This window comes from Paenibacillus montaniterrae, assembly GCF_018403185.1.
GTDB lineage: Bacteria > Bacillota > Bacilli > Paenibacillales > Paenibacillaceae > Pristimantibacillus > Pristimantibacillus montaniterrae.
Map to the genome: position 1 here is coordinate 98,669 of NZ_BOSE01000012.1, position 25,809 is coordinate 124,477.

Consider the following 25,809-nt stretch of genomic DNA (forward strand, 5'->3'; position numbering starts at 1 on the left):
AGGAATCAACATGGGTATTAGTATTACAGGGTTGTCCGGGTTCGATACAGCGAAAATGGTTAGTGATTTAATGGAACTGGAGCGAATTCCGTATAAAAACCTGAGCACTAAAAAGACAAATCTTCAATCAGAGCAGACAGTATTTCGTTCAATCAACACAGCGTTTAGTTCATTGAGCACAGCATTGAATAATCTAAGATATGCAGCGGACTGGAACAAGCTTAAAGCAACCTCTGATTCAAATGCTGTAAGCGTAAGCTCAACGAATGGCGTAGCTGCAGGTTCTTATACGGTCAATGTACAACAGCTTGCGACTAAAAATGTTGTCGAGGTAGATTCCAGCTATATTTTATCTAAAGTTGAGGAAGCAGCAAGCTCTGGTCAAGAATTGAAAATTGGCAGTTATACCTTTACTGAAGAGGATTTGCAATCCATACAGGATGCTGGTGATTCAGAAGCACAGCTTAAAAAATTGGCGAATATCATAAATACCAATACTGCAGCTGAAAATGGCTCTAATGCTACGGCTTCTGTTCTTAAAACTTCATCAAGCGGGGACTTTAAGTTAGTTCTTAATTCTAAAACGACAGGTGCTGGAGATAACAATAGTGTTAGCTTCACTTTAGCTAATAGCAGCATCATTGACCATAACACGACTGATGAGAATGGCAAAATAGCTGTGACGAATAAAGAGGGTAAGGACGCAATCCTTGAAGTAAATGGAGTCACAGTAACACGCAACAGCAACACCTTTGACGACCTCATTTCTGGAATTACATTTACAGTTAACAGTACAGGCAACTCTAATATTAATGTAGGTCAAGACGTAGATAATATCGTAGCTAATGTAAAGAGCTTTGTAACAGCTTATAATAACTTGATTTCAATGGTTCGCAACAATTTGGCAAAGCCTGAAGATGATAGCAAAATGAATCCACTTCAAGGCGATTCCTTATTGAAGCAAATTGATAGTCAGTTATATTCGTTGTTCAATTCGGTAGTAGATACTTCGGGCGGAAAGGCTTGGATGGAGCAGGTCGGCTTAAGTATTGATAAAGGCATTACTAAGGGCAGCGAAATGACTGGAAAAATCACATTTGATGAAGAAGCGTTTAAAGAAGCTTTGGCAAATGATCCACAAAAGGTTATTGAGCTATTTACGAAGCCGCAGCAAGAAGCTGATCCGGATACAGCGACACCTGCAAAACCAGGCGGGATTATTACAGAACTGACATCAATTATGGGCTACTATAACTCGACTGTGAATGGCATGCTAAATACTAAAATTACAGGCTATGATGCTGAAATTAAAATGATTGATGATCGAATGGAGCAAATGGAGCGTCGTTTGGAGATGACTGAAGCGCGCTTGAAGCTGCAATTTGGAACGATGGAAACGATGCTGTCAACGCTAAATAGTCAAAAGGACTGGTTAACTTCCCAGTTTGATGCACTGACCAAGAAGTAATTAAAGGGGATGAAGATTGCATGATCTCAAGTCTTAACGGTTATCAAGCATATCAAAAAAATAAATATGAGACAGCTTCTCCTCATCGCTTAATTACAATGCTATATGATGGTGCGATTCGCTTTGCCAATCAAGCAATTAAGCATATTGAAAACCAAAACGTAGCAGAGACGAATCAAGCTATTCAACGCTTTCAGGATATTATTTATGAACTGATGTCATGTCTTAATTTTAATGAGGGCAAAGAGATCGCTACTAATCTACAGGCTTTATATACCTATGTAATCGAGCTGTCGATACGCAGCAATCTCGAAAAAACAACAGAGCCATTGCATGAAGCTGTTACCATTATTAGCGAGATTAAATCTTCCTGGGAACAAATCGGGAAGGAAGTGAATATGTCCAATGGCTGAGGTAGAGGAGCAATTGCTAGATAGCTGTAAAAGGCTTGTTGCCATACAGCAAAAACAGCTTCAAATCGCTCAGCTTGAGCGATACGATACACAAATCGACGACATCTATCAGCTGGAAGCGCCTAAGTTAGAGCAGCAGAAAAATATCGATTCGATAAGAGTGGCAACTGCAGACTTCACTTTATTATCTTCACATGCAGAAGCAAAGCTGCTGAATAGTATCGAGGAGCTACGCAGCCTAAACGATCAGCTGCAATTTATTATTAGTCAATGGTACGATGAAAATTCACGCTCTATGAGGCAGGTCAGTGTACAGCGCAAGACATTGCAATCATATGGCGGCATGTACTCTAATGATGTTATTTCCTACTATATCGACAGTAAAAACTAAACTTTTTCAGTTAACTATTAATTATTAGCGGACTGTGTCCGATAATAGTAGTGTGACCACAAGGACGTGGCACGAAAAACCTAATCATGGAGGATGATAACTATGTTTATTAACACTAACGTTGGTGCGATGAATGCACATCGTAACCTAGCATTTAACAACACAAACATGAACAAAACTATGGAAAAGCTATCTTCTGGTTACCGTATTAACCGTGCTGCTGACGATGCAGCAGGTCTAGCGATTTCCGAAAAAATGCGTTTCCAAATCAATGGTTTGCAACAAGCACAACGAAACGCACAAGATGGTATTTCTTTGATCCAAACTGCTGAGGGTGCACTAACTGAAGTTCATGCTATGCTTCAACGTTTGAACACTCTTGCAACACAAGCTGCTAATGGTACATACAATGATGATGAAGACCGTGCTGCGATCCAAAAAGAAGTAGACCAATTGCTTCAAGAGATCAGCAACATTGCTGCAAACACAACATTTAATGGTATTTCGTTGTTGTCTTCCAATGTTGGTGGCACATCACTAAACTTCCAAGTAGGTAGCACGGCTGAGACAACAATTTCAGTTGATCTGGCTAATATGTCAGTAGCAGGTTTAGGGCTGACTGGCCTATCTTTCGGAACTGAAGACGATGCACAAGATGCAATTCAAACAATCAAAGATGCAATTAATACAGTATCTGAGCAACGCGCAGTATTTGGTGCTGCACAAAACCGCCTTGAGCACACAATCAACAACCTTGGCGTAAACGCTGAGAACCTGTCTGCTGCACAATCTCGTATTCGTGATGCAGATATGGCTGCTGAGATGACAAGCTTCACGAAAAACCAAATTCTAGTACAAGCTGGTACATCTATGCTAGCTCAAGCAAACTCTGTACCACAGAACGTTCTTAAGCTTCTAGGCTAATAGATTTATAATGAAAGGTCGCCAATGGCGGCTTTTTCTATATAAATGGAGAAAAAAGATAGTATTAAGTTATGAAAAACTATTCATTATTAGCCAATGAGTTCCGATAATAATTATGTGGCCACAAGGACGTGGCGCGAATAACCAATCATGGAGGATGATCAATTATGTTTATTAACACTAACGTAGGTGCAATGAACGCACATCGTAATCTATCTTTCAACAACACAAACATGAACAAAACAATGGAGAAGCTATCTTCTGGCTACCGCATCAACCGTGCTGCAGATGACGCTGCAGGTCTAGCGATTTCCGAAAAAATGCGTTTCCAAATCAACGGTCTTCAACAAGCGCAACGCAACGCGCAAGATGGCATCTCTTTGATCCAAACTGCTGAGGGTGCGCTAACTGAGGTTCATGCTATGCTACAGCGCTTGAATACTCTTGCAACACAAGCTGCAAACGGTACGTATAATGATGCAGAAGACCGTGCTGCAATCGACAAAGAAGTTCAACAGTTGCTTCAAGAAATTAGCAACATCGCTGCAAACACTACTTTTAACGGTATTAGCCTTCTTAACAATGGTAATACATTGAACTTCCAAGTAGGCAGCACTGCTGACACAACAATTTCAGTGGCTCTTAAAGATATGTCAACTAGCGAACTAGGAATTGATGGAATTGATTTGACTACTGAAGCTGGTGCTCAAGCTGCTATTGAAACTATTAAATCTGCAATTAATACAGTATCCGAGCAACGCGCAGTATTTGGTGCTGCACAAAACCGTCTTGAGCACACAATCAACAACCTTGGCGTAAACGCTGAGAACCTGTCTGCTGCACAATCTCGTATTCGTGATGCAGATATGGCTGCTGAAATGACAAACTTTACGAAAAACCAAATTCTAGTACAAGCTGGTACATCTATGCTAGCTCAAGCAAACTCTGTACCACAAAACGTTCTTAAGCTTCTAGGCTAATAGAACTTTCCAGAAAAAGGCTGCCGTCAGGCAGCCTTTTTTGTTAATGAAACATTTCTGAAATTCCGATATAGTAAGTAGAATACAAAATGAACGTTAGGAGATTTAAAATGAGAATATCCAATACATTATTTAATGAGATCGTTGATGACATTGAACAGTATATTCCGAAGCTTATTACAGCAAGCCATTCTATTGGCGACTTATTCTACGAACCATTAACGAATGAAGGTAGTCAATTCTTCTCAGATTACATTACAGGTCTAAGTAACCTCATTCAAACGGTTATGATGACCTTAAAGGACGCTGCAGACCATGCTCCATCAATGATAGAACCAGTTACATATGCGTTGCAAGCGATACCTGAACAGGTTGCAGAGCTAGAAAAGGCTCTAGCACAGCAGCAGTTTGTGCATGTTGCAGATATATTAAAATATGAATTAGCAGACCATTTGGATAAACTATTACAAGCACTAAAGGAGTCTCGCTCATAATGAATATGCAGCAGGATAATTTAGCTTATCTAAAGAAATATCATCCTCAAATTTATAATGCTGTAAATCAAGCAACAAATAGCAATGTGCTAGAAAATTATGAATTGATTCAGAACCGTAATCAATCCTACAATATTTGTATAAAGAACTGGAACGATAGCATGCTCTATAGCAAATACGACCCCGCGTACGAGGCACAACGCTGGTGTCAATCACTGGATTATATAGAGCAAAATGAAGACGATGTTATTCTATTTGGTTTAGGCTTAACTTATCATTTATCAGCTTTAATTGAGCAATTTCCTAATCGAAGATTTATTATTATCGAGCCTGAAGTGGGTCTGTTTATGCAGATGATCAAAATTGTAGACATTTCACAATTATTAAGTCATCCGAATATTAAGCATATTGGAGTAGGGAAAGAGGATTCAACTATAGAGCAGTTTTTAGAATTTATTAAAAAATATTGCACGTTCCAGTATCGCTATGTTCGAATTCCTTTTTATGACAAGCTTTCATTAGAAACAGAAAAAGTATTTTTAGAGAAGCTTAAAAAGATCGATCTTGAAAAGAAAGCGGTGCAAGGCTTCCATAAAACATTTGGAAAAGTCATGTATCAAAATTCTTTGAGAAATATTCCAAAATTACTAAGTACACCTGTACTAAAAACACTGGAACAGCGTTTTCCGGGATCGACTGCGGTCATAATTGGCGGAGGACCTTCTTTGCAATACGACGTTAATCGCATTAAGGAGAATATTGATAACTGGCTTATCATAGCAGCAGGATCAAGTATACAGAGCTTGCGTCACTATGGCATTCAACCACATTTGATTGTTTCGATGGATCCGGGTGTATACAATACGAAAATATTTCGGGCATATGACTATGCAGACATTCCAATGCTAGTCATGCCTCAAATTCATCATGAAATTCTAACTATTCATGCTAAGAACAATGTATATGCTTATTATAACAATGATCCAATGATTAATTATTTGATCCCTTACCAGGATCAAAATTATGTGCTGAAGCCTACATTCTCTGTAACTGGTACAGCTATTCAAGCAGCCGTCTATATGGGGGCCAACCGAATAATCTTTACGGGACAGGACTTATCGTATCCGAATAAGCAACAATATGCAGCAGGTGCAGAACATGTTACTGAGGCTATGAAAAAAAATAAGGAAAAAGAGCTACAATACGAGGTCGAAAATGTGTATGGGAATTTGAATCCTACCACGTTCAGCATGCTGCAAACATTAAAAGATATCGAGCAGCTTATTGCAGAATTTACGTCGGTAGAGTTTATAAATGCTTCTAAATCGGGTGCCAAAATTGAAGGAACAACTTTTAAAAGTATAGAATTAATCACAACATCTGCTACATGTTATAATTTTAACATTCTAAATAGCCTTATAGAAGATCAGGCTGTTTTACATAAAATTGATCGTCATTCGATTATAAAAAAAGTTGAACGTACAGTGAAATTCTCTTACATGTTATTAAAGGCTATATCCTTTAATCTAAGAAAATTCAATGAACTTAATAAAATAGTTCATAAGGCTCCAAAACAAGGCAAGCTTTTGTTGCTTGAAATAGAAGAAAGCCTAGATCGACTCTTTAATAAAGAAGAATTTAAGGAGTTTATTGCGCATTGGTTTATAGTAGAGCTAAACATATGCGAACAACACATAATAGAAGCACATGGCGAGCAAAATGTTATTAAAAAAGCGGAGATCTATAACAGAAGCATACCTGCATTATTGCAAACTATGAAAACATGGCTCCCAACTATTACCAGTGAGCAAGAGGAGCTTATAATTCAGTTAAAGAATAAGTAATTCAAACTTTATATTATGAATAAAAACAGGTGAATATAATGCATAGTGCTATTGAAAATAAAACAGTTCTTATTACAGGCGGAACAGGCTCATTCGGTTATAAATTTGTATCTAAAGCACTAGAGCTAGGTGCTAAGAAGATAATTGTATTTAGTAGAGATGAGTTGAAACAATATGAAATGAGAAGGCAGTTCCCTAACAGATCTGAATTAAGATTCTTTATTGGGGATGTAAGAGACAAAGAGCGGTTATATCGTGCTTTTTATGGTGTTGATATTGTAATTCATGCAGCTGCTATGAAGCATGTTGATGCATGCGAGTATAATCCATTTGAGGCTGTTAAAACAAACATTAATGGTGCTCAAAATATAATAGAAGCTGCAATTGATTGTGGTGTTAGTAAAGTTATTGCACTCTCAACAGATAAGGCGTGCAGTCCCGTTAATTTATACGGGGCTACGAAGCTTGCATCTGACAAATTATTTATAGCGGCTAATTCATATGTTGGTGATAAACCAACTAGTTTTTCCGTGGTAAGATACGGTAATGTAGTTGGCAGCCGAGGAAGTGTAGTACCTTATTTTAAAAGTATAAAGCATACAGGTGTACTGCCCGTAACCGATGAAAGGATGACACGTTTTTGGATTACATTAGATCAGGGAGTACAATTTGTGCTTGATAGTTTAAAACGCATGTATGGTGGAGAAATATTTGTTCCTAAAATACCAAGTATGAGGGTTATAGATTTGGCAAGGGCTATTGGACCTAAATGTAAAATAGAGGTTATTGGAATTCGCCCAGGAGAGAAGCTTCACGAGGCTATGATTATGGAAGATGATGCAAGACATACTATAGAATTTAATGATTATTACATTATACAGCCAGAGTTTCCATGGTGGTCAAAGCAATACGCAATTGGTGGAAAGAAATTGGATGATGGGTTTTCTTATACAAGTAATTCTAATACTATTTGGTTAACTATTGAACAATTAAAAGAGCTAGTAGGAGAGTAAATATGTAAGGAGAACGAAAATGCAATATTCTAGTTTAGTTACAGTTTCAGTAATTATTCCAATTCATAATGGTGCAGAATTTATAGAACAATGTTTAGAGTCAGTACTTAAACAGAAAGAAAATATCCACGAGATAATCGTTGTGAATGACGGCAGTACAGATGGAACAAGCGATATATTGAAACGTTATTCAGATCAAATCAAAATCGTCTCTTTTAATCAAAAAAGAGGAGTGTCGGTATCTAGAAATAATGGTGTTATTTTATCTCAGAGCGATTGGATTTTATTTTTAGATGCTGATGATATTTTAAGTGATGATTTTGTTAAGAAATATATTTTTACATTAAATAAAGAACCAAACGACACAATCTTAGTTTATTCTAAAGCAATTGAGATTACTAAAGAAGGTAATATTACGAACATAATATATGAAGGATTTGACATGTTGAATGGGACTGCGTTTGGACATGAAATTGTAAGAAATAGAATTCTTCTTACAGGTACTATGGTTAAAAGAGATTTATTTCTAAATGTAGGAGGGTTTAATGAGACGCTTACACACGGTGAAGATTGGGATTTATGGCTTAGATTGTCGAAATATGGTGCTTTTAAATATGCTTCAACCACAGTTGTTTTTATCAGAAGACATGAGTCAAATTCTTCAGCAAAGCTAAATAGGATGCTTGAAGCTGAAAAAACAATAATTAAACAGTATTCATTGCGTGAAATAAAATATAGTATCTCTAAACGAAAGCTTAGTGAATTAGATAATATATCAGACTATTTATTTTTGTTACTAAAAATAGAGGAATATAAGTTATGTAAAGATGAATTAAATGAATATTTAAACAATAGCCAACAATCAGATATTCTACTGTTTGTTGATGCCTTAATCCATTGGAACGAACAAAATTGGATACAAGCAAAAGAGAGCTTATTTTTAGCAATTAGTTATAAAATTAAGGCAGAGTATCATAATAATCTTGGTGCTATCTTTCTAGTTGAAAAAGAATTTGATAAAGCAAAAACGCAATTTGAAGCAGCACTTAGTATTCATGCAAATTATTTAGATGCAGCATATAACTTAGATTTAGCCAAAAGTCAGACCTCTGATTTAAAGCAGATAAGAATTACTTCAAGACCCTTACGTAAGAATTTAACATCGTATTCATCATTCTGACTTAAATTTTCAGTGAGACTATTCATAAGAGGTGTAGTATGAAAAAAGTACTTTTTATAACTTATTACTTTCCACCGTATACTAGTAGTGGTGTTTTTCGTCCCTTGAAGTTCGTTAAATATTTGATGAGAGAAGGAAGTTGGGAACCAATTATCCTAACTCTTAATCAGGATTCTTTTAAAGACAGGCCAAGAGATTACACTTTAAGCAAAAATATACCTGAAGAACTGAAAATTTATTATGCCAACTCGTTAGAACCCAACCAAGACTCTACTAATAATTATAAGGAAATTTATAGAGAAGCACATATACCCGATCATGCATATGGATCATTCATGCATTTTGTTATAAAGGCCTTACAAATTATTAAGGAACAAGAGATTAACCTTATTTTTTGTACCATTCCTCCATACACAATGGGGTTAATCGGAACAACAATTAAAGAAATTACAAATATTCCCATGATTGTTGATTATAGGGATGGCTGGGTTAATGGGAATATGATGAATAAGTTCAGAACTGAGGAAGGCAAACATATTAACACATACTTAGAAAATAAGTTATTGCAAAATGCAGATGCTGCTATTTTTGTTAATAGAGAAGTAGCAGAGGTATCATTAAAGCAATTCCCTAAGATAAAACAATTAGTTGCTCCAAACGGTTACGATCTAGAGGATTTTAATAATCTGCGTAAAGTGAATACTAAAAAATTTAAGATAGGAAATAAAAAACAGATTGTTTGGTGTGGACATATATATAATGACTACGTGGATCATATATTAAAAATGGCTCAAGCTATTAACGTTTTGAATGAAGACGGGCATGACCTTGAGTTTGTGATTGCAGGAACTTTACAAAGTGAAGATATCTTAGAAAGATTAGAATTTAATTATTACTCACATATTCGTTTTTTAGGTAATATTTCATATGAGGACTCAATCTTGCTTACGAACGATGCTGATATAAATTTTGGAGTACACATTTTAGAATATTCAATTGGAAGTAGATTTTACAATTTAATCCCTACATTTAAACCGATTATTGCGTTTTACAATACTGAGAATAAATATATCCCTAGATTTTTTGAAAACTACCCATTAAAAGAATTATTTTCATTAGACGCAAGTGTTAGGGGAATAAGCAACGGAATTGTAAGGTTGATAAATTCAAATTATAGAATGAATGGAAATAAGGTTATTGACTCTTATAAGGAATATAGTAGAGAGAATAATGCCTATAAATTAATAGATTTATTCAATCAAATAAGTTTAAGTCAGTAAGTTTTAGGTGAATGTACATAGCAGAGGTGTGGGGATTTTGTATAAACATGTACACATTGTAATTGATCATCTGTATACCAAGCAACTCTATGACTTTATACAATCCAAGTTTAATGATCATTACTTTATAGTAGTAGATTTGGAGTTGGATACAGGAAGCGCTTATTTTAGTAATGCTAGTCTGAATATACGGAAATGCACAAAATCTGAAATAAAATCGGCTTCTACTACAAGTGAGCTATATCATGAAATATCTGCTTTTAAAAACATATTTATTCATTATCTTTATAATTTTTACTGCGACTTTTTTGTGAATCTTCCATTTAACAAATCCAATTTATATTGGATAGTATGGGGCGCGGATTTGTATGATTACATTCCTTTTGAAATATACGATGATAATGTAAAGCGAATGTTTCCTCAAAGCGTAAACAAGCCAAAGTACAGCGAGTTATTTTTAAAAAATAGAGCTTTGCTAATTTCAAAATTATCAGGTATTTGTACTACATCTGTCTTTGATTATAATTTGATTAAACAATTTTATGAAACACAAGCTCCTAGAATAGAATTAGGATACAACACAAGTATATATTTAAACGAAGCTTATTGTCTTTCAATGAAGGAAATAGAAGGGGCGAGCTGTATCAGAGTATTGGTTGGAAATTCAGGAGATATTTCTAATAATCATCAAACTATATTCGAGTATCTAGATAAACTATTACCCTCAGATTCAGAGGTTATTGTTCCTTTATCTTATGGGAACAGGGAACATATCGAAGAAATCAAAAGAATTGGAAAAATGATACTAAAAAATAGAATGATTCCTCTTGAACAATTTATGATATTTGAAGAGTATGTGCAATTAATAAGTAAAGTTAATTGCATAGTTATGAACCATAGAAGGCAACAAGCTGTGGGGAATGTTTTAATAGGATTATATTTAGGGAAAGCCGTATTTCTATCTGAAACATCACCAGTTTATTATGATCTCATAGATAAGGGCTTTATTATTTACAAGGCAGGGATGCTTAATAATATTTCCTTAGAACAGTTTAGTGAGATCTGCAGCTTAAAATATGACCAAAACAAAGAAAGATTGAAAACTTATTTAGGAGCGGAGTATGTAGAACAACAATACTCTAATTTTTTTCTTGATTTTAGTTCATAATTGCTCGCAAAATTACAAAACTTTATTTCGCGAGCAATAGTCAATGTCTATATTAGAGAGTAAGTTTAGTAAGTTTAATTATTATTTCAGTGAAAATATAGAGTAAGTTCATTTTGATACAGGAAGGGAAAATCAACCAATGAAAGGCGTTATTTTAGCCGCTGGTACTGGTTCAAGATTGTTTCCATTAACTAAATCAATATCCAAACATCTATTACCGATTTATGACAAGCCTATGGTGTATTACCCTCTGTCAGTACTTATGTTGTCTGAAATTAGAGAGATATGTATTATTACCAATGAAGAGGATAGATATTTATATGAAGCGTTGCTAGGAGATGGAAACCAATTTGGTATTTCAATAACTTACTTATCACAAAAGAGCCCTAATGGAATAGCAGAAGCATTTTTAATAGCAGAAGAATTTATTGGACAAGAGACAGTATGTTTAATTTTAGGAGATAATGTTTTCTTTGGTCAAGGCTTCACTCCGGTCTTAAGAAAAGCAGTAAAATTGAAAGAGGGAGCAATTGTTTTCGGTTATCCGGTTCATGATCCTGAAAGATTTGGTATCGTACAATTTGATGAATGTAAAAATGCTATCTTGTTAGAGGAAAAGCCAAAAAATCCTTCATCTCAATATGCTGTGACAGGCTTGTATTTTTACGATAGCTCTGTAGTTAATATAGCTAAAACTTTAAAAGCCTCTGAGCGAGGTGAATTAGAGATTACAGATGTAAATAAAGCATATTTAGAAAGAAAAAAGTTAAAGGTTGAAATACTTGGTCGAGGATTTACATGGTTAGATGCAGGAACCTTTAGTAGCTTGTTGGAAGCTAGTCAATTTGTAGAAACAATCGAGAAGCGGCAGGGTTATAAGATTGCATGTTTGGAAGAAATTGCATTCAACCAAGGTTGGATTACACAGGAAGAAGTTTTGAGTACAGCTAGACGATATAAAAATAATGACTACGGAAAATATTTATTTAAGTTAGTAGGTGATATACTTGATTAAATTTAACATTGCTCCAGTAGCGGGACAAGAAATAGAATTCATTCAAGATGCAATAAATTCCAGACATTTATGCGGAGATGGAAAATATACAGAGCTATGCAGTAAATGGTTAGAGAAAACAACCGGAACACCCAAAGTGTTACTAACAACAAGCTGTACACATGCGTTGGAAATGGCTGCACTCTTATTTGATATAAAACATGGTGATGAAGTAATTATGCCGTCATATACGTTTGTATCGACTGCTAATGCTTTTGTACTGCGTGGTGCTAAAATTATATTTGTCGATATACGTCCTGATACTATGAATATTGATGAAACAAAAATAGAGGCGGCTATCACTAACAGAACTAAAGTTATAGTTCCTGTCCATTACGCTGGTGTTGCATGTGAGATGGACACAATAATGAATATTGCTGAGCGATACAATTTATATGTGGTAGAAGATGCTGCGCAAGGTATTATGTCTACATATAAAGGAAGAATGTTAGGTAGTATTGGGCATCTAGGTACCTTTAGCTTTCATGAAACGAAAAATCTTGTTTGTGGGGAAGGAGGTGCGCTATTAGTAAACGATAGAAGACTTATAGAGAGAGCAGAAATTATTAGGGAAAAGGGAACAAATCGTTCACAGTTTATTAGTGGACGGGTTGATAAATATACGTGGAGAGATATAGGGTCATCATATCTAATGTCCGAACTTACAGCTGCATATTTATATTCACAACTAATTAATGCACAGTATATTACTAAAAAGAGATTGAAATTATGGAGTATATATTACCAATACTTATATAATTTTATTGATATTTACGATATAGAGCTTCCTTGTATACCAAATACGGTAGAACATAATGGTCACCTATTTTTCATTAAACTAAAGAATAAGAAAACAAGAGATAACTTAATTGAATATTTGAAAGATCGAGGTATACAAGCAACGTTCCATTACATTCCTCTTCATACAACAGAAACTGGAAAGAAATACGGGGAGTTTCATGCCTCTGATAATATGACTTGTGAGCAAAGTGATAAATTATTAAGACTACCGATGTTTTTTTCTTTAGAAGAGGAAACAGTAATACAAATCTGCAATGTAGTAGTAGATTACCTTAAGAAGGCGAGGGAGAAAATATGAAAGGACAGAAAATTATGATCGTAGCTGGAGGTGAGTGGCAGGTACCTATTATAAAAAAGGCTAAACAACTGGGGCTTCGTGTAATGAATACCAATTTGTATCAAGATTCTCCAGGCTTCCAATATGCTGATGAAAGTGCAGTTGCTGATGTCCTGGACTATAAAACCAATTTGCAGATAGCGGAGGCTTATAAACCTAATGCGATTATTACTGATCAGAGTGATATTGCGGTAAAAACAGTAGCACGGTTATGTGAAAGACTGAAACTAAAGGGAATTACTGAAAAGATTGCTGATCTATTTACGAATAAGTATCTTATGAGAATGTTTTGCAAGGAACATGGATTTGATATACCAAGATTTGAACTATGCTGCAGTTTGCAGGAAGCTGAGACAGCATCCGAAAAAATCGGTTATCCGCTTGTAATGAAGCCTTTAAGAAATCAATCTAGCAGAGGTGTGTTTGTAGTTTATAATAAGGCCGAACTATTCCAAAAGTTCAATTTAACCCTTCAATTTTCTGAATCTGGTGAAGTGTTAGTTGAGGAATTTATTGACGGTAAAGAATTTACTGTAGAAGGATTCATGTTCAGTGATCGCCACATATCATTGGCAGTATCAGCAAAGGATTATTTAAAAGATAATATTGCGATAGCAACAAGATTGGTATATAGTCATGAAAATTTTGATTTTAACTACGATTGTTTGAAAATTCAAAATAATAATTTAGTAGAAACAATGAAACTCCCTTTTGGTATTACACATGCTGAGTACAAATACAAAGAGGGGAGGTTCTACTTGATTGAAATTGCAGCTCGAGGAGGAGGTACTAAAATTTCTTCTGATATCGTTCCACTAGTTTCGGGTGTTGACGTAAATGAACTACTTATAAGAAGTGCCTTGGGAGAGGAAATAAAATCAGGGGATATTTCCCTAATGCAAAAATCAGTTGCGATTTTAGATTTTTTTATACTACCAACAGGAAGAGTTAAGAGTATCATAGGTGCGGAAGAGATAACAATGATTCCAGGAGTAGTTGATTTTAAATTAAATTTTAAAGCGGGAGATACAATAAGTACACCTAATGATGATCGTTCTAGAGTAGGTTACTATATTGCACATGCATCCTATAAGGAGAGTTTACTTTCCTTGGCTGAATATATTAAATTGAAGTTGAAGGTAATTTACGATGAATAAACTGAACATATTTGATTCGCATTTGCATTTTAATATGAATACGGCAGATCCTTATAAGGATCTAGTAACACAAATAACTTCTAGTCAAATGAAAGGCTGCTTGTTAATTTTAAATTATGAAAATGAACGGAATTATTTTATGAATAATATACAACTTTTACAAGCTCTTGATATTCAACTCGAAGTTGCTCTTATGCTTGATTTTCAAAACATAGATTACGAAATTATTAAACAGTGTTACTTGAAGAACATTGAGTTTTCAATTAAAATCCACCCTCGTCTCTCTAATATTACTTTAGGTGACTTTAATAAAATCCTCCTCGCACTTCAGAAAATTAATTACAAACATATCATAGTTGATGGATTTTATTATGGGCCTAATTTAAGGTCACATATAAATATTGAGCTATTAATTTTTTTGTCAAAATACTTACCCAGTAAAAGAATTCTCTTTGCTCATTCTGGAGGTCATAAGATATTAGAAACAATGCTATATACTAGGAATTTAGACAATATATATTATGACTTGTCATTCACACAAAATTATTTTAAAAATACTTCGATCAGCCTTGATATTATTAATTTTATTAAATTTAACTACGGTAAAATTTTATTCGGTTCGGATTACCCAGAATTTTCGATAGAAGACAGTAAAAAACAGTTGTTAATTTATATGAATAAAGCAGGGTTGAGTTTCGAGGCTCAGAATAAAATTTTAATTGAAAATAGTTTGAGTTTTTTTCGAGATGGAGGATAAGTATATGCAAAAAAAAATTATAGAGTATATAAAGAAGAATAGGGTTTCTTCGACGGAAATAGCCGACTGTCTAGGTAAACAAGGAGTAGTGTCAGGTGTTAAAGCAATAAATAGAGGGAAATTTAAAGTAGGGAATGTTTTTTGGGTCTATGCATACGGGGGAAGTAATTGGGATATGCATGAACAAATTCAGGGGGTAAAAGAAGGAGATGTAGTTTTTATTGAAGTGTTTGATTGTGAGGACAAAGCAATATTTGGGGATCTAGTAGCCAAGTATTTGCTACTTTATAGACAAGCAAGCGCAATTGTTGTAAATGGTAATGTACGTGATGTTCCAAGACTAATTAAGGAAAACTGGCCGATTTGGTGTGTTGGATATAATCCTGTTGGGTGCCATAATGAAAAATTAGATTTTGAGCTAGATAAAAAAATAATAGACAATAAAAGACAAATTTATAGTGGCGCTATAGCAGTTTGTGATGATACTGGCGTAGTAATAATTCCAAAAGAGTGTATAAATGATGATTTCATGATTAGGATGGAAGAAATCGAAGAACAAGAAGATATTTGGTTTGACTGTATTGATAGGAAAAAAATGAGTACTTTTGAGACTGTCTGTTTGAAAAAGTATTTATAATCCTGATTGGAAGTGGTGCCAAGATGAAAATTTCGAATAAAGACCTAAGAAGTATAATCGAGCGTTACGAAGATAGATATAGTAAATATGGCTATTCTCCAATTACATTAGGTTGGGATAAAGGCAAACAATTTATTCGTTTTGATATTTTATTAGATTACTTTGACTTGGATAACCGTACTTTTCTTGATATAGGATGCGGGTTTGGAGACCTTTGTTTTTATTTAAATCAAAAAGTTTCTGCCTTTCAGTATCTTGGTGTCGATATTGTTCCTAAGTTAATAGAGATTGCCAATGAGCGTTATTCTAATAATACAACTATGTTTCTGGAAGGGGATTTCTTAAACATGGAATTTATGGAAAACTCCTTTGACTATGTTATTGGTTCAGGTATTTTTAATTTTAAACTGCAAGATGTTGATAACTACGAATATGTTTATTCTATTATGAAAGAAAGTTTTTATGTAGCTAGACACGGAGTTGCTTTTAATTTTTTATCCGATCAGGTAGATTTTCATAAAGAAATAACTTTTCATTCAAATCCACTAAAGATTTTGGAGTTTGCTTATAGTTTATCAAAAAATGTAGTACTTCGGAATGATTACATGCCATTTGAATTTACAATATATATATTTAAAGATGATTCTTTCCATAAAGCTGATACTTTGTTTAATAAATATAAAGAAGAAAAAGGGATAAGAAATGTTTTCTAAAACCATAGAAAGATTAAATCGCCCTGCCTCTATGAGAATCGCATCTTTGGCAAAAAAATTAAAAGCTGGTGGACACGACATTCTTGATTTAACGTTGGGGCAGCCTGACTTACCAGTACACTATAATATTATTGAATCGGTTCACGAATGCTTGCTTAGTGGAAAGACAGGTTATACAGAATCTCAAGGTATATTAGAACTAAGAGAACAAATCAGTGTATATGAAAGTGAAAAATGGGGATATCCAATTTCTGCTGATCAAGTATTAGTATCCCCTGGGGGAAAGCAAGCTATTTATTATGCGCTGAGAACATTAGTTAATCCATTAGACGAAGTTATTATAATTGAGCCTTGTTGGCTGAGTTATAAAGAGTTAATTGAGATGGTTGGTGGTAAAGCGGTTATACTTAATACGGACCCTAATAAAAATTTTGTTGTTTCTATTCATGAGATATTAGCGAAGATCACCTCTAAAACTAAAGCTATTATCTTAAATGTACCAAATAATCCAACAGGGTCCATTTATCCATCAGATACTATTAAAATGTTAATCCGATATTCCGCAGCGCATCAAATTTTCTTAATATTTGATAATATATATGATGAAATTATTTTTGATGATGAGAAGATAGAATATTCTTTGGAACCACTACAGTGTGAAAAGCTTATAATAGTAAACGGATTTTCTAAAAGCTTTTCCATGACAGGCTTTAGAGTAGGCTATGTCATTAGCCATGAGATTATAATGGAGCAAATGATAAAGGTTCATGAGCAGTTAGCTACATGCACATCAATTGTTTCACAATATGCAGCTTTAGCTGCATTGAGAATTGAAAAATCTTATTTAGAAAAACGAAAAGAGGTATTTGAAAGAAGGAGAGATTTTGTTGTAAACAGATGTAGGGAATTAAATATAGATCTAATAGTTCCTCAAGGTGGGATTTATTGTTTGATCGATACACGTAGTATTAACTCAAGTTCTGTTGTAGCAGCGGAAAAAATATTGCAACATGCACTAGTTGCTGTAATACCTGGAGTTGTATATGGTATCTCTAGTGAAGGTTATGTTCGAATCTCGTTAGTGGGAGATGAAGCAATATTAGAGGAAGCACTGAAGCGAATAAGCGATTTGATGGAATTGACTTTATAAAAGACTTTATAAAGATTGTTGGAGTTAAGTGAATGATTTGGTGTAAATTTTAAAATATATGCAGACGATACTAACCAGTATGAGAAATAATTTGTTAAATCAAATTTGTTAAGGGGGTTCGAAGGTGTATATATTAGTTACAGGAGGAGCTGGCTTTATTGGTTCAAATTTTATTGAGTATTATCTACAACAACATCCTGATGTGAAAATAGTAAATTTGGATTTACTCACCTATGCAGCTCATTTGCAGAATCTAGAGAGCTGTAATCAGAGTAACAAATACAGTTTTGTACATGGAGACATATGTGACAGGGATCTCGTTAAACATTTGTTTGAACATTATAATTTTGAAGGTGTAATTCATTTTGCAGCGGAATCACACGTAGATAATTCTATTAAGAATCCCAGTTCTTTTGTTACTACAAATATCAACGGAACTTTTACATTGTTAAGTGTTGCTCAACAGCATTGGATGAAAGCTCCATTTAAGTATAAAAGAAATTATGAACATTGTAGATTTCTTCACATTTCGACTGATGAGGTATACGGGACTTTAGGTAAAACGGGGTACTTCACAGAACAATCGCCATATGCACCTAATAGTCCTTATTCTGCTAGTAAGGCAGCCTCAGATTTTTTAGTACGGAGTTACTACCATACTTATGGTTTGAATGTGGTCACGACAAATTGCTCAAACAATTATGGCCCAAGACAGCATGATGAAAAGTTTATTCCTACTATTATTCGTAAAGCTATTTCTTTTGAGCCAATTCCTATATATGGAACTGGACTTAATATAAGGGATTGGCTGTATGTTAAGGAGCATTGTCGTGCTATTGATCTTGTATTTAACAATGGTAAGGTAGGAGAGACCTATTTAATAGGTGGAAGTAATGAGCATTCTAACATGAATATTGCACTATTGGTATGCTCTATTCTTGATGAATTATTGGTAGACGAACTTCAACATAAAGAAGTAACTTCCTTTACGGAACTAATAGAATTTGTAAATGATCGTGAAGGTCACGATTTTAGGTACGCTATAGATGCTAGTAAAATAAAAAAAGAATTAGGTTGGTTTCCACAAGGTAATTTTGAAGTGTTGTTAAGGGAAACAATATTATATTATTTAGATCGATATCAATTGAAGTGAATAGCAGACTATAAAGTGAGGAAAGTCAATGACAAACATACTTATAACAAGTGCTGCAAATAAAGTGCCATTAATAGAATGTTTTAAAAAATTGTTAGGGTTCTCGGCTAAGATTTTTATTGCAGATTGTGCAGACAATAATATAGCAAAATACTTTGCAGATCAGTTTATTAAAGTTGTACCTTTAAAAGACTCTGTTATTGAGGACTATATTTTATTATGTAGAAAATATCAAATAAAATATATCATTCCTACAAGAGAAGAGGATTTGCTATTTTTTTCACTTTATAGAGATCGACTGGAAATTCAAGGGGTATATGTTCTTGTATCCTCAGTGGAAGCAATTAGAATTACAAATGATAAACTTAAATTTTACAAAGTTTTAAATGCTGAAAATTTACCTGTCATTCCTACTTTCTTGACGACAGAACAGTTCCATGAAAAAACAAGATTAGTAGTGAAAGAACGATTTGGGGCAGGATCGAAGAAAATATTCGTTAACTTAGATAAGGAGCAAGCAGTACAAGTATCGTACCAGCTAGAGAATCCAATAGTTCAGCCTTATATAGTTGGAAAAGAATACAGTGTAGACGTTTACATTACAAGGAAAAAGCAGGTTAAGGCAGTAGTAGTTCGTGAACGTCAACTTATAGTCGATGGAGAATCACAGATTACAAAAGTCTTAGATCATCCAAGCATATCAGGCTTAATCAGCAAAGCAGCGTTGCTGTTGGGCTTAGAAGGCCATGTTATGTTTCAAGTTTTTGAAGATGAGCATGAAATGCTATGGATAATAGAATGCAATGCTCGGATTGGAGGAGCTTCTACCTTAAGTATGTATGCTGGATTAGACTCTATTAATTGGTGGATTTCAGAATGTGGCGGAAAAAATGTTGCAGAATCGCCAGTAGTGATAAAAAAGATAAAGCAAGTTCGTTATAAAAAGGATTTACTTTTATGAGAAAAGTGATTGTTTTTGATTTGGATGATACACTATATGATGAATATGAATATGTGAAAAGTGGGTTCCAAGCAGTTAGTGAATACCTATGGAGAGAATTTGGATTTGATACAAATGAAACTTATAACCGGATGTGGAACAGTTTAAAGTGTGAGGGTAGAGGAACCATATTTGATGGTTTGCTGAAATACTTTGGAATAACTCAACGAAAATATGTTAAAAAATGTTTATCAGTTTATCGGTTACATCAACCAGAAATAATTTTACCTAAAGAGTCTAATGAAATACTGAGACAGTTGCACAAAAAAGTACCGCTATATTTAGTCACAGATGGGAATAAGGTTGTTCAGGCAAATAAGATTTATGCTTTAAGGTTAGAGATGTACATGAAAAAGTGCTATATTACTTACCGGTATGGTCATGCTAAAAGTAAACCATCCCCGTATTGTTTCCAGCTTATAGCAAAAAGCGAAGGGGTATCGACTGCAGATATTGTTTATATAGGGGATAATCCTAAAAAAGATTTTGTTGGAATCAAGCCGCTCGGCTTTAGAACAATTAGGGTGATGACAGGACAGCATTCTCAAGTAGAGATGCCTATACAATACGAGGCAGAATTAAGAATTAATCATATTTCTGATTTGATTCCTGCTTTAAAGCAAATATGGTGCAATTTTGTAATCGAGGGATAATTGTTATGAATGTAATCGTTATAATTCAAGCAAGGATGGGATCTAAAAGACTACCTGGAAAAGTACTGAAAAAACTTGGAAGTACAGATGCTTTAAATTATTGTGTAAAGCGATGTAGCAAGATTAAAGGAGTTTCAGATGTAATTATTGCGACTTCAAACTTATCTCAAGATGATGCTATCGTTCAATGGTGCAAAACGTATAATGTCAAGTTCTTTCGAGGCTCTGAGGAAGATGTACTAGAAAGGTACGTTCAATGCGCATGTACTTACAACCCCAAGTACGTGATACGTGTAACGGCTGATTGTCCGTTTGTAGACTATGAAATGGCTAGTGGTATAGTAGATTTTATTAAGCAGCAGCAGGTCGATATAGTAGATTTGGGAGCGACCTTGCCACGAGGCCTTGCGGTAGAAGCAATTTCCTACTCCGCCCTGCAATATATAGATCAGCATGGTCAGGAGCCGCGCCACCGCGAGCATGTGACCTACTATGCCTATGAATACAAAGATCAATTTACTAGAGCTACGTATCAACCGCCTAAAAATCGTTTGCATCCTGAGCTGCGCATTACACTGGATACAGAGGAAGATTACACGATGCTTGCTGCCGTAGCCCAGCATTTCAATGATCCGTATATACCCAGCAGCGAGGTCATTAAGTACTTGCTTGAGCATCCTGAAATTGCTGCGTTAAATGCTCATGTGGAGCAAAAGCCAGTCATATGAAGCAAGTATTAATAAGAACGGACGCTTCTACTGCCATTGGCAGCGGGCATGTGATGCGGTGCCTGACAATAGCGAAGCATTTAAGGCGATTAGGCCATCATATACAGTTTTGGATGGAAATGCTGCCAGGTAATCTCATCGATTTGGTGCAGAGAGAAGGGTTTTCTGTAACAGAGCAGGAGATTGCTGTTGATCTGCTTATTGTAGATCATTATCAGCTGGACATAGAGTGGGAGCAAGCGATGCGGGCTGTGGCCAACAAAATCGTTGTTATTGACGATCTGGCTAATCGGCGCCATGACTGTGATTTACTGCTCGATCAAAATGTTGTTGCAGGCTATAAGCAGCGCTATGATCAATTGGTACCGGAGCATTGCATAAAGCTGCTTGGCCCTGCTTATTTAATTATGCGTGATGAATTTATTGAAGCTAGACAGCTTGCCGAGGTTCGTGATGGACATGTGCAGCGCCTGCTTGTATTTATGGGCGGCAGCGATCCAACTGGTGAAACGCTCAAGGTGCTGGATGCTTTAAGGCAAACTGCAACCAGCTTCAAGCATGTTGACATCGTGGTTGGCAGCAGCAATCCAAGTCGCGATTCAATAAAGCAGTATTGTGCAGAGCTGCAGCTTCATTATCATTGCCAAATTAACTATTTAGCGGAGCTAATGCGGCTTGCAGACTTTGCAATTGGAGCAGGCGGCTCGGCTATGTGGGAGCGCTGCTTTGTTGGCTTGCCGTCCTCAAGCACTGTGGTGGCGGACAATCAGCGTCTGACGACAGACAAGGCGACTGAGCTGGGAGCTATTATTCATTTGGGCTGGCACGAAGATGTCACTTCTGCCAGCTATTTGCGGCTATTGGATCAATTGCCGTTGCTTGGTGATCAGCTTGCAGCAATGAGCAGGCAAGGATTGACTATAACGGAAAGCCAGGGGAGTGCTAACGCTTGGCTTCAAGAAATGGTGGGGTTATTTGCGTGATTAAAATCGGACATAAGGAAATTGGACGTCATACAAAACCATTTATTATCGCGGAAATGTCGGGCAATCATAATCAATCACTAGAGCGAGCGCTGCATTTGGTGGAGCTGGCGGCACAGGCCAGAGTCGATGCAGTTAAGCTGCAAACCTATACGCCAGACACGATCACGCTCGATGTACATACAGGAGAATTTTTTATCTCCAATCAGGATGATTTGTGGAAAGGGCAATCACTGTACCAGTTGTATCAAAAAGCGTACACGCCATGGGAGTGGCATAAGGCGATTTTTGACAAATGCAAGGAGCTTGGACTGTTGGCGTTTAGTTCTCCTTTCGATGAAACGGCAGTTGATTTCCTTGAAACGTTGGAAGTGCCTGCCTATAAGATTGCTTCATTTGAAAATGTAGATATTCCTTTAATCCGCAAGGTGGCAAAAACTGGGAAGCCCGTTATTATTTCTACAGGGATGGCTACTGCTGCAGAGCTTGATGAAGCAGTGCGTGCGGTTAGAGGCGAAGGAAACAACCAGCTTGTCCTGTTGAAATGTACAAGTACCTATCCAGCTACTCCAGAAAACTCAAATCTGGCTACTATCCCGCATATGGCTGAGCTGTTCCAAACACAGATTGGCTTATCCGACCATACGATGGGGATTGGTGTTGCTGTAGCTGCTGTAACACTGGGCGCTACTGTCATTGAGAAGCATTTTACGACCTCGCGCGCAGAAGGCGGTGTAGATGCTGCTTTCTCGATGGAGCCGCATGAGCTGAAAATGCTGGTAGAAGAAACGGAACGGGCGTGGCTAAGCATTGGCCATGTGCAATACGGTCCAACCGAAGCAGAAAAGCCTTCTATTAAAAATAGAAGATCGCTATACATCGGCGAGGATATGAAGGCTGGCGATATTTTAACTGAACGCAGCCTGCGCAATGTGCGCCCAGGCTTGGGACTGGAAACGAAATATTATGATCTAGTGCTGGGCAAAGCTGTGAAAAAGGACGTCAAGAAAGGAACAGCATTGAGCTGGGATTTGCTGCTATGAACAAGCGACAATCATTTCTACCATATGGTCAGCAGTGGATCGAAGAGGACGATATTGCTGCAGTAATCGAGACACTTAAGTCTCCCTATTTAACGACGGGGCCGAAAATAGCCCAGTTTGAGCAGGCAGTAGCCGACTACGCAGGTGCAGCATATGCTGTAGCTTTTGCCAATGGTACGGCTGCTCTGCACGGAGCATGCTATGCTGCCGGTATTGCGGAAGGTGACGAGGTGATTACGACACCTATTACGTTTGCGGCAAGTGCCAATTGTGCGCGTTACTTTGGGGCAAGTATCGTATTTGCTGATATCGACGAAAAAACATACAATATTGACCCTGATCAACTGATTCGCAGCATAAGTCCGAAAACGAAGGCGATTGTGCCTGTAGATTTCACAGGTCAGCCTTGTGATATCGATACGATTATGGATATTGCCAAAAGGTATGGGCTCGTTGTCATTCAAGATGGAGCACACTCATTAGGTGCGGAGTATAAGGGGAAAAGAGTTGGCACTCAAGCGGATATGACGATGTTCAGCTTTCATCCTGTCAAGCCTGTTACGACGGCTGAGGGCGGAGTAATTGTAACAGATAACCCGGAATATTATGAGAAGCTTAAGCTGTTTCGCACGCATGGGATCGCAACGACGACTTACGCCAAGGAGCAGGGAGATTGGTACTATGAGATGGTCGATCTTGGCTTCAACTATCGGATGACGGACTTGCAGGCAGCGCTTGGCATCTCACAAATGGGCAAGCTGCAGCAATTTATAGAGCGAAGACGAGAATTGGCAGCACTGTACACTAAGCTGCTGCGTAATGTACGCGGCGTAACGCCACCTTATCAAGCGCCTGAAGCCCTTTCCGGCTGGCATTTGTATTCTGTTCAGCTAAACGAACAGGAGCTTGGCATGAGCCGCAAGCAAATTTTTGATCAAATGCGTTCAGCCAATATCGGTGTACATGTTCACTATATTCCTGTTTACTGGTTTCCGTACTATCAAAGATTAGGGTACGAAAAGGGACTGTGTCCAGTGGCTGAGAAGTGGTATGAAGGGGCATTGACGCTTCCGTTGTATCCGAAAATGACAGATCAGGATGTGCACGAGGTAGTCGCTGTGCTAAAAAATATTATAGGTTAGGAAGAAGCAAGCATGAATGAGCGAGAGCAAATGAATACGCTTTTTGATCGGTTATTTCCGCTTCTCCGCAGCATTACAGGAGAAGGCTTGAGAGAGACGTTGTCTATTCTTAGTGAGCATGTGCCGCTTGAAATAGAAGAGGTTGCTTCAGGAACGAAGGTATTCGACTGGACGATCCCTAAAGAATGGGTTTTGCGAGAAGCATGGATTAAAAATGAAGCCGGGCAAGACATTGTGAATGTGAAGCAGAGCAATCTTCATATTTTAAACTACAGTGAGCCTGTCGATAAAATAGTAGATCTGGAGGAGCTAAAACAACATGTCTATACGATACCTCATTTGCCGCATGCCATTCCCTATGTCACTTCCTATTATAAGGAGCGTTGGGGCTTTTGCATGTCACATGAGCAGCTCAGCAGCTTGTCAGAGGGCAGCTACCATGTCTACATCGACAGCGAGAAGATCGATGGTGGACTAAATTATGGACAAGCTGTGCTGCCTGGCAGAAGTGAGAAGGAAGTGCTCATCTCGACCTATGTCTGCCATCCTTCATTGGCAAACAATGAGCTGAGTGGACCGATTGTGGCGGCATTTTTATACAACCGCATTAAGAAGTGGAAGGATAGAGAATTTACTTACCGCTTTGTATTTCATCCCGAAACGATTGGCTCGATAGCTTACTTAGCTAAAAATGGCGAACACTTGAGGCAGCATGTTTATTCAGGCTGCGTCTTGACCTGTCTGGGCGGTAAGGATAAACCATTGAATTATAAAATGGCGCGCAGCACTCAAGCGCCGCTTAATCGCTTGCTGGATTATTTAGTTGTCCATGAAAAGCGGGGCTATACGATTAGAGCTTTCTCGCCATTGAACGGCTCGGATGAACGCCAGTTTTGCTCGCCCGGCTTTAATTTGCCAGTGGGGCAATTTTCGCGAATGGTATACGGGCAATATCAAGGCTATCATAATTCGTTGGACACGAAGGAAGCAATGACGATTGAAGCACTGCAGCAAAGCGTCGATGAAATTGAAGAAATATTAAAGCTGCAGGAGCTGGACGGCAAATATATCAATTTGAAGCCTTTTGGCGAGCCAATGCTTAGCCAATATGAGCTGTATCCCGATATTAATTCTCCAACAAGCTGGAAGGAATCCAATAGCAGAGTGATAGATAATCGGCAAATGCTGAACCAAATATTAATGACGTTGAATTATGGAGACGGCGAGCATTATTTGACCGACATTGCCAAAAAGCTGAACTATCCTTTGCAAGACTATGAGCTAAGTACAAGAAAGCTAATCGAAGTAGGCCTGCTGCAAGGACCAATTCGAGATTAAAGCGAGGT

The 25,809-nt window shown here is 36.7% G+C and carries 26 protein-coding genes; all 26 read left to right on the top strand.

The annotated features are described in order from the left end of the window. The first annotated feature begins 10 nt into the window (after nt 1–10). Nucleotides 11–1,468, top strand: a complete 1,458-nt coding sequence (gene fliD, locus KJS52_RS23540; RefSeq protein ID WP_213519751.1) for a flagellar filament capping protein FliD — start codon at nt 11–13, stop codon at nt 1,466–1,468. A 20-nt stretch (nt 1,469–1,488) separates the two neighbouring features. After that, nucleotides 1,489–1,881 (top strand): flagellar export chaperone FliS, encoded by a 393-nt coding sequence (gene fliS / locus KJS52_RS23545; RefSeq protein WP_213519752.1) that lies wholly within the window; start codon nt 1,489–1,491, stop codon nt 1,879–1,881. Next, on the top strand, nt 1,874–2,272 hold the full coding sequence (locus KJS52_RS23550; protein ID WP_213519753.1) for a hypothetical protein: 399 nt from the start codon (nt 1,874–1,876) through the stop codon (nt 2,270–2,272). Before fliS ends, KJS52_RS23550 begins: the two co-directional genes overlap by 8 nt. Before the next feature lie 102 nt (nt 2,273–2,374). Further along, the gene (locus KJS52_RS23555) at nt 2,375–3,196 is read left to right on the top strand and encodes a flagellin N-terminal helical domain-containing protein (RefSeq protein WP_213519754.1); all 822 of its coding nucleotides are present in this window, start codon (nt 2,375–2,377) and stop codon (nt 3,194–3,196) included. Between the two features lie 167 nt (nt 3,197–3,363). Further along, nucleotides 3,364–4,176, top strand: coding sequence for a flagellin N-terminal helical domain-containing protein (locus KJS52_RS23560; RefSeq protein WP_213519755.1), 813 nt, complete (start codon nt 3,364–3,366; stop codon nt 4,174–4,176). Nucleotides 4,177–4,286: 110 nt separating this feature from the next. Next, nucleotides 4,287–4,670 carry a DUF8042 domain-containing protein gene (locus tag KJS52_RS23565; RefSeq protein ID WP_213519756.1) on the top strand — a complete coding sequence of 128 codons (384 nt, stop codon included), beginning with the start codon at nt 4,287–4,289 and terminating at the stop codon, nt 4,668–4,670. Continuing rightward, nucleotides 4,670–6,514, top strand: coding sequence for a motility associated factor glycosyltransferase family protein (locus KJS52_RS23570; protein ID WP_213519757.1), 1,845 nt, complete (start codon nt 4,670–4,672; stop codon nt 6,512–6,514). The genes KJS52_RS23565 and KJS52_RS23570 overlap by 1 nt, the downstream gene beginning before the upstream one ends. Nucleotides 6,515–6,552: 38 nt before the next feature. Continuing rightward, nucleotides 6,553–7,527 (top strand): UDP-N-acetylglucosamine 4,6-dehydratase (inverting), encoded by a 975-nt coding sequence (gene pseB, locus KJS52_RS23575; protein ID WP_213519814.1) that lies wholly within the window; start codon nt 6,553–6,555, stop codon nt 7,525–7,527. Nucleotides 7,528–7,546: 19 nt separating this feature from the next. Next, entirely contained in the window at nt 7,547–8,707 is a 1,161-nt protein-coding gene (locus tag KJS52_RS23580) for a glycosyltransferase (protein ID WP_213519758.1), read from the top strand. Nucleotides 8,708–8,745: 38 nt separating this feature from the next. Further along, nucleotides 8,746–9,987 (top strand): glycosyltransferase family protein, encoded by a 1,242-nt coding sequence (locus KJS52_RS23585; RefSeq protein WP_213519759.1) that lies wholly within the window; start codon nt 8,746–8,748, stop codon nt 9,985–9,987. A gap of 37 nt (nt 9,988–10,024) precedes the next feature. Continuing rightward, complete coding sequence (locus KJS52_RS23590; RefSeq protein ID WP_213519760.1) at nt 10,025–11,155, top strand: TDP-N-acetylfucosamine:lipid II N-acetylfucosaminyltransferase family protein; 1,131 nt, start codon at nt 10,025–10,027, stop codon at nt 11,153–11,155. 139 nt (nt 11,156–11,294) lie between these two features. Next, nucleotides 11,295–12,170: a glucose-1-phosphate thymidylyltransferase RfbA gene (gene rfbA / locus KJS52_RS23595; RefSeq protein ID WP_213519761.1), complete on the top strand. Its 876-nt coding sequence runs from the start codon at nt 11,295–11,297 to the stop codon at nt 12,168–12,170. Further along, nucleotides 12,163–13,308: a dTDP-4-amino-4,6-dideoxygalactose transaminase gene (gene rffA / locus KJS52_RS23600; protein ID WP_213519762.1), complete on the top strand. Its 1,146-nt coding sequence runs from the start codon at nt 12,163–12,165 to the stop codon at nt 13,306–13,308. The genes rfbA and rffA overlap by 8 nt, the downstream gene beginning before the upstream one ends. Further along, complete coding sequence (locus KJS52_RS23605) at nt 13,305–14,504, top strand: ATP-grasp domain-containing protein (protein ID WP_213519763.1); 1,200 nt, start codon at nt 13,305–13,307, stop codon at nt 14,502–14,504. The genes rffA and KJS52_RS23605 overlap by 4 nt, the downstream gene beginning before the upstream one ends. Continuing rightward, nucleotides 14,497–15,261, top strand: coding sequence for an amidohydrolase family protein (locus KJS52_RS23610; protein ID WP_213519764.1), 765 nt, complete (start codon nt 14,497–14,499; stop codon nt 15,259–15,261). Before KJS52_RS23605 ends, KJS52_RS23610 begins: the two co-directional genes overlap by 8 nt. A 4-nt stretch (nt 15,262–15,265) precedes the next feature. Next, nucleotides 15,266–15,898: an RraA family protein gene (locus tag KJS52_RS23615; protein WP_213519765.1), complete on the top strand. Its 633-nt coding sequence runs from the start codon at nt 15,266–15,268 to the stop codon at nt 15,896–15,898. Between the two features lie 23 nt (nt 15,899–15,921). Beyond that, on the top strand, nt 15,922–16,611 hold the full coding sequence (locus KJS52_RS23620) for a class I SAM-dependent methyltransferase (protein WP_213519766.1): 690 nt from the start codon (nt 15,922–15,924) through the stop codon (nt 16,609–16,611). Beyond that, nucleotides 16,601–17,761, top strand: coding sequence for a pyridoxal phosphate-dependent aminotransferase (locus KJS52_RS23625; protein WP_213519767.1), 1,161 nt, complete (start codon nt 16,601–16,603; stop codon nt 17,759–17,761). Before KJS52_RS23620 ends, KJS52_RS23625 begins: the two co-directional genes overlap by 11 nt. A gap of 124 nt (nt 17,762–17,885) precedes the next feature. Continuing rightward, a complete protein-coding gene (gene rfbB / locus KJS52_RS23630; protein WP_213519768.1) occupies nt 17,886–18,914 on the top strand; it encodes a dTDP-glucose 4,6-dehydratase in 1,029 nt (342 codons plus the stop codon). A 28-nt stretch (nt 18,915–18,942) separates the two neighbouring features. Beyond that, on the top strand, nt 18,943–19,875 hold the full coding sequence (locus KJS52_RS23635) for an ATP-grasp domain-containing protein (RefSeq protein WP_213519769.1): 933 nt from the start codon (nt 18,943–18,945) through the stop codon (nt 19,873–19,875). Then, nucleotides 19,872–20,567 carry an HAD family hydrolase gene (locus KJS52_RS23640; RefSeq protein ID WP_213519770.1) on the top strand — a complete coding sequence of 232 codons (696 nt, stop codon included), beginning with the start codon at nt 19,872–19,874 and terminating at the stop codon, nt 20,565–20,567. Before KJS52_RS23635 ends, KJS52_RS23640 begins: the two co-directional genes overlap by 4 nt. 5 nt (nt 20,568–20,572) lie before the next feature. Next, on the top strand, nt 20,573–21,295 hold the full coding sequence (locus KJS52_RS23645) for a cytidylyltransferase domain-containing protein (protein ID WP_213519771.1): 723 nt from the start codon (nt 20,573–20,575) through the stop codon (nt 21,293–21,295). Beyond that, nucleotides 21,292–22,278: a UDP-2,4-diacetamido-2,4,6-trideoxy-beta-L-altropyranose hydrolase gene (gene pseG, locus KJS52_RS23650; protein WP_213519772.1), complete on the top strand. Its 987-nt coding sequence runs from the start codon at nt 21,292–21,294 to the stop codon at nt 22,276–22,278. Before KJS52_RS23645 ends, pseG begins: the two co-directional genes overlap by 4 nt. After that, nucleotides 22,275–23,321, top strand: coding sequence for a pseudaminic acid synthase (pseI, locus tag KJS52_RS23655; RefSeq protein WP_213519815.1), 1,047 nt, complete (start codon nt 22,275–22,277; stop codon nt 23,319–23,321). Before pseG ends, pseI begins: the two co-directional genes overlap by 4 nt. Next, nucleotides 23,318–24,463, top strand: a complete 1,146-nt coding sequence (gene pseC / locus KJS52_RS23660; RefSeq protein WP_213519773.1) for a UDP-4-amino-4,6-dideoxy-N-acetyl-beta-L-altrosamine transaminase — start codon at nt 23,318–23,320, stop codon at nt 24,461–24,463. Before pseI ends, pseC begins: the two co-directional genes overlap by 4 nt. Nucleotides 24,464–24,475: 12 nt before the next feature. Then, on the top strand, nt 24,476–25,801 hold the full coding sequence (locus tag KJS52_RS23665) for a DUF4910 domain-containing protein (RefSeq protein ID WP_213519774.1): 1,326 nt from the start codon (nt 24,476–24,478) through the stop codon (nt 25,799–25,801). Nucleotides 25,802–25,809: the final 8 nt, after the last annotated feature.